The organism is Methylocystis suflitae (genome assembly GCF_024448135.1).
Taxonomy (GTDB): domain Bacteria; phylum Pseudomonadota; class Alphaproteobacteria; order Rhizobiales; family Beijerinckiaceae; genus Methylocystis; species Methylocystis suflitae.
On the sequence record NZ_JAMRYX010000122.1, the window covers coordinates 1 to 12,057 of the forward strand.

Genomic DNA, 12,057 nt, shown 5'->3' on the forward strand with positions numbered 1-12,057 from the left:
GAGGAGGGCTTACTCTTCCTCGTCCTTCTTGGCTTTCTTGGGCGTCTCTTCGCGGGCCTTGAGCGCCGCGCCGAGAATGTCGCCGAGCGACGCGCCGGAGTCGGCCGAGCCATATTGCGCGATGGCCTCCTTCTCTTCGGCGACTTCGAGCGCCTTGATCGAGACGGAGACCTTGCGGGCCTTGCGATCGAACAGCGTCACGCGGGCGTCGACCTTCTCGCCGACGGCGAACCGCTCAGGACGCTGGTCGGCGCGGTCGCGAGCGAGTTCGCTGCGCTTGATGAAGGTGGAGAGATCGGTGCCGGCGATCTTCACGTCGATGCCGGACTCCTTCACCTCGATCACTTCGCAGGTGACGACGAGGCCCTTTCTGAGCTCGCCGCCTTCTTCGGCGCTGACAGAAGCGAACGGATCGCCCGCAAGCTGCTTGACGCCCAGCGAAATGCGCTCCTTCTCGACGTCGACGTCGAGAACCTGGGCGTTGATGACGTCGCCCTTCTTATACTCCTCGATGACCTGCTCGCCGGGACGGTTCCAGTCGAGATCCGACAGATGGACCATGCCGTCCACGTCGCCGTCGAGGCCGATGAAGAGCCCGAACTCGGTCTTGTTCTTCACTTCGCCAGAGACGGTCGAGCCGACCGGATGCTTCTCGGCGAAGGCCTCCCACGGATTCTGCAGGCACTGCTTGAGGCCCAGCGAGATTCGGCGTTTGACCGGATCGACCTCGAGCACCTGAACGTCGACTTCCTGGCTCGTCGAGACGATCTTGCCGGGATGGACGTTCTTTTTCGTCCAGCTCATTTCGGAGACGTGGACGAGGCCTTCGATGCCAGGCTCCAGTTCGACGAAAGCGCCGTAGTCGGTGATGTTGGTCACGCGGCCGTGGAATCTGGCGCTGATCGGATATTTCGCCTCGATGCCCTGCCAGGGATCCTCGAGCAGCTGCTTCATGCCGAGCGAGATGCGGTGCGTCTCGTGATTGATCTTGATGATCTTCACTTTGACGGTCTGACCAATGGTCAGCACCTCGGACGGGTGATTGACGCGCCGCCAGGCGATGTCGGTGACATGCAGCAGGCCGTCGATGCCGCCGAGATCCACGAAGGCGCCGTAGTCGGTGATATTCTTCACGACGCCGTCGATCACCTGACCCTCTTCGAGGTTGGCGACGATCTCGTGGCGCTGCTCGGCGCGGCTCTCTTCAAGCACGGTGCGGCGCGAGACGACGATATTGCCGCGCCGGCGGTCCATCTTCAGGATGTGGAACGGCTGCGGCACGTTCATCAGCGGGCCGACGTCGCGAATCGGTCGGATGTCGACCTGGCTGCGCGGCAGAAAGGCCACGGCGCCGTCGAGGTCGACGGTGAAGCCGCCCTTGACCTGATTGAAGATGACGCCCTCGACCTTTTCATTGGTCTCGAAGGCTTTTTCGAGCTTCACCCAGCTCTCTTCGCGCCGCGCTTTGTCGCGCGAAATGACGGCTTCGCCGAGCGCGTTCTCGACGCGCTCCAGGTAGACTTCGACCTCTTCGCCCACTTGCGGAGCGGGGTCGCGGCCATAGCCGGTGAATTCCTTGATGGCGACGCGGCCCTCGGTCTTGAGGCCGATGTCGATGACGGCGACATCCTTTTCGATGGCGACGACGCGGCCCTTGATGACGGAGCCTTCGAAGGCCTCGTTCTGGCCATAGCTCTCATCAAGCAGAGCGGCGAAATCTTCGCGCGTAGGCGCGCGATCGGTCGTAGCGGACATTTGTTCTCCCGAGAGCCCAGAGAGGGCGGCGCCGGCAAGGGTTAGCGTTGCAGATCGGCTTTCGGCGATCGGACGTCCCCCGCGGCTAAAACGCGAGGCTGGACGAAAAGTTCGCTAAGCGAACTGCCGGCGCGGCCCGATGTCGAAAACCAAAGCGAATGCCCCGGCTTGGTTGCCGAGGCGGGGCCTATCTACCAGCGGCGCGCCGCCGTCGCAAGCGCGCGAAAAAGAAAAGAGGCGACGCAGCCTGCGCAAAGCCATGATATTGCGCTGCAATAAGTTAACAATATACTGTTTTAATATAATAATCATAACGCAAAAAGGCTTGTTTGTCGGCGAATTTCTCGCTAGCGGAATCGCAGCCGCACGCATAGTCTGGGTCATACTGCCACGCTTTGGCGCGCCGCCAAGCGTCAGCGGCGGCGCATTTGCCGCCCGGAGCAACATTGGCGCGCCGGGACGCTCGGCCGAAGCCCAGTAGAACTTCGCGTTCGCCGTCCAACGGCGAGAGCGTCGACTTCCCGTCGTTGCGATAGGGATATAAAAGAGGAGAAAGACATGAAGACGAATATTATTTCAGGTTCGGCTCTCGCTGCCGCCGCCGTCGCGCTTGCGCTGAGCGGCGCGTCGGTGGCGCCTGCCCACGCGCATTCCGCGAAGTCGACTCATGCGAAGACCCATTGCGGCGCCAAGGGAACATGCCGCGGCATGGCCAAGTGCCACCACAAGGCGCAGTGCCACCATCACAAGGGCCACTGCAACATGAAGAGCCGCTGCCACACCAAGTAATCGCCTTTTGCGGGGGCGGCCCCTACGACCGTCCCCGCCACGCTGATGCGGCTCCGGCATGAGCGGCGATGCCTGAGAGGGGAACACGTCATGGAAAAGCCCCCGCCGCTTGGCTACGGCTTGGGCCTGCGGCCGATCTATTATGAAGAGATCCTGTCGTCGCGCCCGCCGATCGACTGGTTCGAAATCATTTCTGAAAATTACATGCTGGCCGGCGGCCGGCCGCTGGCGATGTTGGAGCGGATACGCGCCGATTATCCCGTCGTCATGCATGGCGTCTCGATGTCGCTTGCGTCAACCGATCCGCTCAACTTCGACTATTTGCGGCAGTTAAAGGCGCTCGCTGAACGCGTCCAGCCGGCATGGGTTTCAGATCACATCGCCTGGACAGGCGTTCACGGGGTGACGCTCCACGATCTGCTGCCGATCCCCTATACGCGCGAGTCGCTTGCGCATGTCGTCGAGCGCATCCAACGGGTGCAGGATTTTCTCAAGCGCCGGCTGGTTGTTGAAAACGCCTCGACCTACGTGTCCTTTGTCGATTCCGAGATGAGCGAACACGAGTTCGTTCGTGAAATGGCCGAGCGCGCCGACTGCCTGTTGCTGCTCGACGTCAACAATGTTTTCGTTTCGAGCTTCAACCACGGCTTCGATCCGGTCGCCTTCATCGATGGCGTTCCGGCCGAGCGCGTCGTGCAATTTCACATGGCGGGTCATACCAATAATGAGACTCATCGCGTGGACACACACGACCAGCCGGTCTGCGACGAAGTCTGGGCGCTCTATGAGCACGCGCGTCGGCGCTGCGGCGACGTCTCCGCGATGATCGAGCGCGACGACAATTATCCGCCGCTCGCGGAGCTTTTGGACGAACTTCAGAATATGCGCGATATCGACGCCCGCATCTTAAAAGAGCAAGCGCTCAGCGCGGCATGAAACTCGCCGATTTTCAGTCTCTGTTTCAGCAGCGCGTGCTGGCCGGCTCAGGAGAGGCGGACAAGCCTCTCTTGAAAAAATTGCGGCCGTCGCCGCGCGGCGCCGCGCCAGAGACGCTGCTGGACGTCTATCAGACGGGCTACCGCATACGACTGGCGGACTTCGTCTCACAGGATCACCCGGGGCTGCGCGCGATTCTCGGAGACGAGGCGTTCGACGCGCTGGTCGACGACTATATCGACCAATGTCCGTCGCGCGATCCGAACGCCCGCTGGTTTACGACCGGACTGCCGGACTTCATGCGCGAAAATGCGCGCTGGCGCGACGATGTTGCGGCGGTGTCCATGGCGCTGTTTGAGCGCGCCATGGTCGACGCCTTCGATTCCGCTGACGAAACGCCGGTGACGGTGCAGGCGCTGGCGGGATTTGCGCCCGACGATTGGGCGCGGCTCGCCTTCGAATTCGACCCGAGCCTAACGCTGCTCGAACTCGTCGCCGGCACGGTCGAGGCCTATGGCGCGGCGATCAGCGAGGAGGCGCCGGCGAAAGTCGATAAGCCCGCGGCGGGCGATCAAATCGAATATGCCGCCGTATGGCGCGTCGATCATGAATCCGCCTATCGCCAGCTCGAGCCCGACGAATATGTCGCGCTTTCGGAAGCCCGCGCCGGCCACGCCTTCGGCGACATTTGTCAGATGACCGCCTTTCAGCAGGCGGGCGAGATTGCGCCGGAGCGGCTGGCGCAATCGCTGTCGAGCTGGTTCGAGGACGGCATGATTATCGGCGTGCGCGTCCGCGAGGACGATCAGTCTTCGAATACGCCTTCAAGCGCGTAGTGCTGGACGCTCTTGCGGTTGGCGATGAGTTCGTCGGCCGTTGGCTCGCCCTTCATGGCGCGAGAGATCGCGAGCTTCGTCGCTTCGTAATTGGTGCGATAGAGATCCTTCTTGTCGAGCTCCGCATGGGTGGCGCAACGCGGATCGAGCCAGACCATGATGATCATGCACAGTTCGTTGAGCTGATCCTTAGGGAGAATCCCTTCGGCGACGCAGTCGACGATGGCGTCGCCGGTCGCCGCTTGCACCACGCCGCCAAGAAGCTCGACGTAATCTTCCGATTTGACCGTCATTTTCGTGGTCATCATCGTCGCCGGCCGCACCTGCTGGTTGAGGTCGCGGATGACGAACATGCGCGGATGGCCCGCGACCTGACCCGCCATGCTGGCGAAGGCGTGCCCAACCGGACCCTTGACGTTGCCGATCATCACTTCCGGCATGGCGTCGGTATATTGTCCGTCCGCGGCCAGAACCGTCGCTTCGCCCGTCGCCAGCCAGATATGCTCGGTCATCGTCGTTCCTCTTGCGTTGATCGAGCGCTCGATAGCATCGCGCGCCGTCACATGGAAGCCGGCGATCGTCAGACTGGGCGGCGCGTTGGCGATGGCCAAGCGGCTATCGAGGATCTATTCCGCGCGGCATGAGGCCGCAGCGCATTTGCCGATCCTCGCCGCCAGCGCCTCTTTGTCGAGCGCGAGAATTTCGATCAACCCGCGTTTGATGCGCGCGACCAGCGCTGGCCCCTCATAGACAAGCGCGGAATAGAGCTGCACCAGCGTTGCGCCGGCTTCGATCTTGGCGAGCGCCGCTTCTGCGCTGTCGACGCCGCCGACGCCGACGAGCGGGAATTGTCCTTCCACGCGCAAAAATGTTTGCGCGAGCATGCGCGTCGAAAGATCGAAGAGCGGCGCGCCGGAAAGGCCGCCGCTCTGCTTCGCAAAATGCGAGCGCAGCGTTAGGGGCCGCGAAATCGTCGTGTTCGACACGATCATGCCGTCGATGCGCCGATCGCGTGCGACGCGCACGATGGCGTCGAGCTGCGCCAGCGTGAGGTCCGGCGCGATTTTGAGGAGCAGGGGCCGCCGAACCGGCGCCGCGTCACGCGCCTCGATGACGCGCGCGAGGAGATCGGAAAGCGCTTGCGGCTCCTGAAGATCGCGAAGGCCCGGCGTATTCGGCGAACTCACATTGATCGTGAAATAGCTCGCGACGTCTGCAAAGGCGTGAACGCCAGCGACGTAGTCCGCCACGCGGTCCGCCGCGTCCTTGTTCGCGCCGATATTGACGCCGACGATTCCTCGCAGCGAGCGCTTCGAGAGGCGCGCCCGCGCCGGCGCGTGGCCGTCATTGTTGAAGCCGTAGCAATTGATGACGGCGCGATCCTCGATGAGTCGAAAGGCGCGCGGACGCGGATTGCCGGGCTGCGCGCGCGGCGTGAGCGTTCCGACTTCGACGAAGCCGAACCCGAAACCGAGCATGGCGTCAGCGACTTCGGCATTTTTGTCGAAGCCTGCCGCAAGGCCGATCGGATTTGGAAAGTCGAGACCGAAGGCGTGGACCGCGAGACGCGGATCATTCGCCGGCGGCGCCCGAGCAGGCAGCAGTTTTAGCGCCGCAACCGTCGCGTGATGCGCCGTTTCAGCGTCGAGCAGACGCAACAGCGGCGATGCGATCGCGAAGGCGTCCGTCATTCGAGGACGGCCGAAAAAACGTGCCGGCCGTCCGCGCCTAAGGGCAGCGGATGGACGCGCGCAACCGACTCGAGAGGAAGCGGCGCGTAAAGATGCGGAAAGGGCGCGCCGCCGCGCGAAACCTCCCATCTGAGCGCCTCGCCGAGCGCGGCGGCCTTCACCGCGACGAGCAGCAGATCGGTTTGGCCGGCGAAATATTTCGCCGCCGTTTCCTCGACCTGATCGGCGGCCGAAAAATGAATGAAGCCGTCGGCGAGATCGACCGCCGCGCCGCTAAAGACGCCCGCCGCTTCCGCCGCGCGCCATTCGGATTGCGAAACGATTTTGTAGACGTGAGTCACGAGCCAATCAGCCTTTGCTCCACGCGCCGAGTCACTCCGCGGCGCGCGGGGTTCTCTGCGCAGCGGCCGCCAGCGCCGCCCGGCGCGGCAGACGCGCGATCATGCCGATAAGCGCGCGGTCGGAGAGCGCCACCAGCCGCTCGCCGCGGTTCAGCCAATTGACCGCGTCCTCGATCGTCTCGGCGTCGGCGATTTTCGTTTCGGCCAAGGCGCGGTCCGCGGTGATCTGACCGCGCTGCCTCGGGCGTCGCGTCGGCAGCCAGCTTTCGTGCAGCGCGCGCAACTCCGGATCGGCGTGGATGGCCAGCAGACCATTGACGTCATCTTCGCCGGCGCGCGCCAGCGCTTTTGAGAGCGCCTTGCCGCGCTTGGCGATCGGCGGCGTCGTGGTTTCTTCAGGGGTCGACAGCACGCCGGCGCGACGGAACATCAGGCCCAGCCAACGTTGACTCGTCGCCCAGGAAATAAGGATCGCGAGCACGAGGCCGGCGATCGTCGGCGACATCCAGGCGACCAGCGAGGGCGAAATCATGAAGCCTGCGATGAGGCTTAAGAGGCCCAGCGCCACGTGCCATATGTGGCGGCGAACGATATCGCCAAACGGCACCGAGCCGTCGTCGCGTCGCTGCGGATCCCAGCCGGTGTCAAAACCGAAAACGATGTGCAGCACATGGCCGGTCTGAATCAGCATCATAATCGGCGCCAGCAGGGCGGACAGCACGACTTCGAAAAGGGTCGAGATCAGCAGCATGATCACGCCGCCGGAGCCTTTGCGCGTTTCCGGCTCAAAGATGGCGACGATCAGGCCCAACATCTTGGGGGCGAGCAGAATGCCCATCGTCAGCCCAAAGAGTTCGAGCGACCGTTCAGCGTCGAACCGCGGGAAGGTCGGAAAGAGCGCAAATTCGCCGGTAAAATATTCGGGTCGGAAATAGCTCGCCTGGAAGACGATGACGATGCCGATGAGAAGTTGCAGCAGCCAGAGCGGCGACGTCAGATAGCCGAAGATGCCGGTGAGAAAATGCTGCCGCGACGCCCAGTGGAAGCCTGCGCCGAGCAGTACGCGCGCATGCTGCAGATTGCCCTGACACCAGCGGCGGTCGCGAATCGACAGGTCGATCAGGGAAGGCGGACTCTCCTCATAGGAGCCGCCGAGCGTCGGCGTCATGTAGACCGCATATCCGGCGCGGCGGATAAGCGCGGCTTCGACGAAGTCATGGCTCAGGATATGGCCGCCCCAGGGCGGCCGGCCGCGCAGGTCGGGCAGGCCGCAGTATCGGGCGAAGGCCTCCGTGCGGATGATCGCGTTATGCCCCCAGTAATTGCCGTCGCGGCCCATCCAGGCCGTTAGGCCCATCGCGATGACGGGACCATAGATGCGCGCGGCGAATTGCTGGACGCGGGCGAAGAGCGTGTTCCGATTGATGATCAGCGGAAGGGTCTGGATGATGCCGCTGTCGGGGTCCGCCTCCATGGCGGCGGCGAGCTGCACGATGGTCGGCCCGCTCATCAGGCTGTCGGCGTCGAGCACCACCATGTGCTTATAGGCGCCGCCCCAGCGCGAGACGAAATCTTCAATATTGCCTGCCTTGCGTCCGGTGTTCTTTTCACGCCGGCGGTAGAAGATTCGCGCCTGTGGGCCCAGCCGGCGGCGAATGCCGATGAAGGCGCGCTCTTCGGCGACCCAGATGTCGGGATTGGTGGTGTCGGAGAGGAAGAACCAATCGAAATGCGCGCCAAGGCCCGTCGCTTGCACGTCTTCGTAGATCGTCTGCAGGGCGGCGAACACCCGGCTCGGCGCCTCATTGTAGATCGGCATCACGACGGCGGTGGTCTCGGCGAGCGCCGACGGCAGAGCCGGGCGCCGGCGCTGGCGCATCAGCAGGGCGAAGCCAACGATGCAGCTCGTGAAGGACAGCGCGATCCAGGAGAAGTTCAGCACGAACAACCCCAGCAGCGCCCACTTCAATGTCGTCACGCCGCCGACGTCGACGACCTTATACATCTCGTGAGCGCCATAGGCGGTCAGCGCCAGACCGCCGCCAAAGGTGATAATCCTCGCAAGCCACGGGGTGCGCCACAGCCAGGGCGCCTCGGTTTTGCGCCGCTGCCGCTTGTCGAATTTGAAAAGGTTTTGCGCCGGCATCGACAGCCGGTTCTCGATCGGGGTCGGCGGGGCGGCGGCGGGATCGGAGCTGGCGGTCCGCCATGCCATTGCCCGCGGCGGATCGTCTGAAGGAGCGAGGGTCACGACGTCCATCGATAAAGCCAGGTCTCGCTGATCGGTCGCTCGTCGGACTGCAAAACGAGCCGAAGCTCGCAGTAGTTCTCGCCGGCAGGGTCTACGTCGAAGGCGACGCGGCAGGACTTTGCCGATGGATTTAAATAGGTGCGGATATTCGTCGCCAATCCCGGAGAGGTCGTCAATGCTGCTTTCAGCTGCGTTGTGCGTTGAGGGTCCGCCAACACGTCGCCGGAAAACACGACAATAAAACGGCGGAGCTTGGCGCCGGGCGCACGGCCTGAGCGCGCGCTCATGGCGATCGCCAGCGGCGGCCGCGTCGGCGGCTCCCAGCACCAGAACTGCCGATAGGCGAAGGACGTCTCCTTGCCGGCGACGAGAGCGGTCTTGGGCCGCCAATAGGCGACAATATTGGCGTTGATTTCGGATTCGGAGGGAATTTCGACGAGCTGCAGGGCGCCTTCGCCCCATTCGCCGAGCGGTTCGACCCATAGCGAGGGACGGCGCTCCCAGTGCTGCTGGTCGTCCTCATAGTCGCTGATGTCGCGCTGCCGGATCAGTGAGCCAAAGCCCTGCGGACTGTCGTCGACAAAGGAGGAGAATTGCAGGCTCTCGCGGTTCGATACGGGTCGCCAGAGCCATTCGCCCTGGCCGCTGAGCATCTGAATGCCGTTGATGTCGGCGACCATCGGCCGCCAATCGTCGAGCCTGGGGCGGTCAAGCGGCGTAAACAGCGAAGCCCCGGCAAAGCCGGCGATTCCCAAATGATCGACCGCCGTCCGCGGATAGAGCGTCAACTCCGTGTCGATGAGCGTCGCTTCGCCGGGCCGCAGCGTGAAGCGATAGACGCCGGCGACGCTGGGCGAATCGAGCAGAGCATGGATAACGAGCGCGTTGTCGCTGAGCGCGGGCTTCTCGATCCAGAAACTGCGGAAAGCGGGGAATTCCTCGCCGCGCGGATCGGCTGTTCGAATGGAGAGGCCGCGCGCCGTGACGCCCAGATTCTGCCCGCGCGCGACTGCCCGATAGAAACTCGCCCCCTGGAAGATGGCGAGTTCCGCTTCGCCGCCGCCATTTTGGGCGTGAAGCACCCGAAAGCCCGAAAAGCTGAGGTCGGGAAGCGTCTCCGGGACATTGAGCGCGCCATAGTCGAAGCGGCTCGCCTCATAAGCCAGTCGCGCGGCGGCGGCGTTCTCCACGACGTAGATATCCACAGCAGCCGCAAAAATATGGCCGCGGTGAAGCGGCTCGATGCTGAAACCCGTGTTCTCGTGACGCCAAATCGCCGCGTCGGGCTTCGTCTTGATCCCGACGAATTGTTCGTAGGAGAGATTAGCGAAAGGTTCGGGCAGGTCGGTTCGCGGCGGCGTGTACGGCTTTGCGGCCAGCGCGCGGGCAAGTTCGACCACCATGTCGCGCGAGAATGGCGCAGACTTTTGAACAGTCGGGGGGGCGACTTGACTGGCGGTCCCCGCGCTTGACGGCGGCGGAACTAATCCCGCCGCGATTGCGCCCAAGCCCGCTTTCAAAACATCTCGACGTTCAAACATGAGCTACCGAAGGAGGCCGATCCGCGCGGTCCATGAACGGGTGATTGAGCCTTTTTGCGGCGCTGGGCTGGCGATAGCCCCTCTATACAAGAAAGCTAAGGAGACAAAATGGTTTTCTTGGCGGTTTTTGAGGGCTGCGCGCGAAAGCCGCGGCGGCTTGCGCTCCGCCGCTCGAATCTGCCAGAACCGCGGCCTGAGCGGCGTCGCTACGCCAGCTCCTTACGCCAACGTCTAGCCTTTGGGCGCCAGATGCCGAAATCCAGAAGCGCGCTCGCGATCGTCCTTGCCGCCGGCGAAGGCACGCGGATGAAATCCGACCGGCCGAAGGCGCTGCACGAGGTCGCCGGCCGCTCCATGCTCGCCAATGTGCTGTCGAGCGCCGTGACGGCGGGCGTCGGCCGCGTCGCCGTGATCGTCGGCCCGGGACGCGACGACGTCGGAGCTGAAGCGCGCCGCTCTATCGCTGACGCAGACATCTTCGTGCAGAGCGAAAGGCTCGGCACGGCGCACGCCGTTCTCGCCGCGCGCGCCGCCATCGCGGAAGGATGCGACGACCTGCTGGTGCTCTTCGCCGACACGCCGCTGGTGACGGCGCCGACGATCGACGCCTTGCGCGCCGCCCTTGCCGGGGGCGCCGCCGTCGCCGTTCTTGGCTTTTGGGCCGCCAACCCCTTCGGCTACGGACGGCTGCTGCGCGACGACTCGGGGCGTCTCGTCGCCATCCGCGAGGAAAAAGACGCCACCGATGAAGAACGCGCGGTCACGCTCTGCAACGGCGGCCTGATGGCGATCGACGGGGTAGAGGCGCTGCGCCTTTTGGAAAAGATCGACAACAAAAACGCCAAGGGCGAGTTCTATCTTACCGACGTGGTCGAGTTCGCGCGGGCCGACGGACGTGAAACGAGAGTCGTCATCGCCGACGAAACCGAAGTTCTCGGCGTCAACGACCGTATCCAGCTTGCGCAGGCAGAGGCCCTCGCGCAGACGCGTCTTCGCCGCGCCGCCATGGCGGGAGGCGCGACGATGATCGCGCCGGAGACGGTTTTTCTCTCCGCCGACACCGTGATCGGCCGTGACGTGACGATCGAGCCGCATGTCGTCATCGGACCGGGCGTTGAAATCGCCGACGGCGCGGTGATCCACGCCTTCTCGCATCTTGAAGGCGCGCGCGTCGGCAAACGCGCGAGCGTTGGTCCCTTCGCGCGCCTGCGTCCGGGCGCGGCGCTTGCCGAGAAAGCCAAGGTGGGGAATTTCGTCGAGATCAAGAACGCCAATGTCGCGCCAGGCGCCAAGGTCAATCACCTGTCCTATATCGGCGACGCCGACATCGGCGCCAACGCCAATATCGGCGCAGGAACCATCACCTGCAATTACGACGGCTTCCTCAAATATCGCACGACGATCGGCGAAAACGCCTTCATCGGCTCAAACTCGTCGCTTGTCGCGCCGGTGACGATCGGGCAGGGCGCCTATGTCGGGTCCGGCTCCGTCATCACCAAGGATGTTGCGCCCGAGTCGCTCGCGGTGGCGCGCGGCCGGCAGATGGAAAAGGCGGGCTGGGCGGTCTCGTTTCGCATGGCGCAGGCGCGGAAAAAGGCGAAGGTGGAATAGGCCAGACTTTCTTTCACGCTCATGCTAAATTGCGCCGATGATTACGCTTTCCCGAGAGACTGAGGCCTTGGCTGAGCGCCTCGCGGCCGCCCGGCGGGTCTCGGTCGATGAGGCCATCCGTCAGGCGCTGGAAGCGTCCGCGCGGGCGGCGGGCGTGCCGCCGGCGCAGCGATCCGCGCGCGCGCTGAGCGACGCCGAAATCGCCGCGAAAAAAGCGCGCATCGACCAACTCGTCGCGGAAATTGCCGCCTTGCCGATCCTCGATCCCCGATCTCCGCAGGAAATCATGGACGACATCAACGAGCT

General features: G+C 63.8%; 12 protein-coding genes. 5 read left to right on the forward strand and 7 right to left on the reverse strand.

What is annotated here, in order from left to right; all coding sequences use genetic code 11:
- Positions 1-9 precede the first annotated feature (9 nt).
- Both rpsA and NEI07_RS09855 read right to left on the reverse strand, forming a co-directional pair.
- Entirely contained in the window at positions 10-1,755 is a 1,746-nt protein-coding gene (gene rpsA / locus NEI07_RS09850) for a 30S ribosomal protein S1 (protein ID WP_123175757.1), read from the reverse strand.
- Positions 1,756-1,869: 114 nt separating this feature from the next.
- The gene (locus NEI07_RS09855; protein ID WP_256034298.1) at positions 1,870-2,202 is read right to left on the reverse strand and encodes a hypothetical protein; all 333 of its coding nucleotides are present in this window, start codon (positions 2,200-2,202) and stop codon (positions 1,870-1,872) included.
- A 111-nt stretch (positions 2,203-2,313) separates the two neighbouring features.
- Between NEI07_RS09855 and NEI07_RS09860 the strand changes: the two genes are divergently transcribed.
- The 3 genes from NEI07_RS09860 to NEI07_RS09870 all read left to right on the forward strand — a co-directional run bounded on the left by NEI07_RS09860 (position 2,314) and on the right by NEI07_RS09870 (position 4,316).
- Positions 2,314-2,544, forward strand: coding sequence for a hypothetical protein (locus tag NEI07_RS09860; RefSeq protein ID WP_014890193.1), 231 nt, complete (start codon positions 2,314-2,316; stop codon positions 2,542-2,544).
- A 90-nt stretch (positions 2,545-2,634) separates the two neighbouring features.
- Positions 2,635-3,480 carry an MNIO family bufferin maturase gene (bufB, locus tag NEI07_RS09865; RefSeq protein ID WP_256034300.1) on the forward strand — a complete coding sequence of 282 codons (846 nt, stop codon included), beginning with the start codon at positions 2,635-2,637 and terminating at the stop codon, positions 3,478-3,480.
- The gene (locus NEI07_RS09870) at positions 3,477-4,316 is read left to right on the forward strand and encodes an HvfC/BufC N-terminal domain-containing protein (protein ID WP_256034302.1); all 840 of its coding nucleotides are present in this window, start codon (positions 3,477-3,479) and stop codon (positions 4,314-4,316) included. Before bufB ends, NEI07_RS09870 begins: the two co-directional genes overlap by 4 nt.
- On the opposite strand, the gene fae is transcribed toward NEI07_RS09870, so the two are convergent.
- The 5 genes from fae to NEI07_RS09895 form a co-directional block, all read right to left on the reverse strand.
- On the reverse strand, positions 4,286-4,828 hold the full coding sequence (gene fae, locus NEI07_RS09875; protein ID WP_256034310.1) for a formaldehyde-activating enzyme: 543 nt from the start codon (positions 4,826-4,828) through the stop codon (positions 4,286-4,288). The two genes, NEI07_RS09870 and fae, sit on opposite strands and share 31 nt — an antisense overlap.
- A 114-nt stretch (positions 4,829-4,942) precedes the next feature.
- On the reverse strand, positions 4,943-6,007 hold the full coding sequence (locus NEI07_RS09880; protein WP_256034303.1) for a quinone-dependent dihydroorotate dehydrogenase: 1,065 nt from the start codon (positions 6,005-6,007) through the stop codon (positions 4,943-4,945).
- Positions 6,004-6,348: a DUF952 domain-containing protein gene (locus NEI07_RS09885; protein WP_256034304.1), complete on the reverse strand. Its 345-nt coding sequence runs from the start codon at positions 6,346-6,348 to the stop codon at positions 6,004-6,006. Before NEI07_RS09885 ends, NEI07_RS09880 begins: the two co-directional genes overlap by 4 nt.
- A gap of 31 nt (positions 6,349-6,379) precedes the next feature.
- On the reverse strand, positions 6,380-8,563 hold the full coding sequence (mdoH, locus tag NEI07_RS09890; RefSeq protein WP_256034305.1) for a glucans biosynthesis glucosyltransferase MdoH: 2,184 nt from the start codon (positions 8,561-8,563) through the stop codon (positions 6,380-6,382).
- Positions 8,564-8,595: 32 nt separating this feature from the next.
- Positions 8,596-10,140 carry a glucan biosynthesis protein gene (locus NEI07_RS09895; protein ID WP_256034306.1) on the reverse strand — a complete coding sequence of 515 codons (1,545 nt, stop codon included), beginning with the start codon at positions 10,138-10,140 and terminating at the stop codon, positions 8,596-8,598.
- Positions 10,141-10,389: 249 nt separating this feature from the next.
- Here NEI07_RS09895 and glmU point away from each other — a divergent pair, with 249 nt between their 5' ends.
- Complete coding sequence (gene glmU / locus NEI07_RS09900) at positions 10,390-11,751, forward strand: bifunctional UDP-N-acetylglucosamine diphosphorylase/glucosamine-1-phosphate N-acetyltransferase GlmU (protein WP_256034307.1); 1,362 nt, start codon at positions 10,390-10,392, stop codon at positions 11,749-11,751.
- A 67-nt stretch (positions 11,752-11,818) separates the two neighbouring features.
- Positions 11,819-12,057 (forward strand): hypothetical protein (locus NEI07_RS09905; RefSeq protein ID WP_256034308.1); only part of this gene is annotated, 239 nt, incomplete at its 3' end.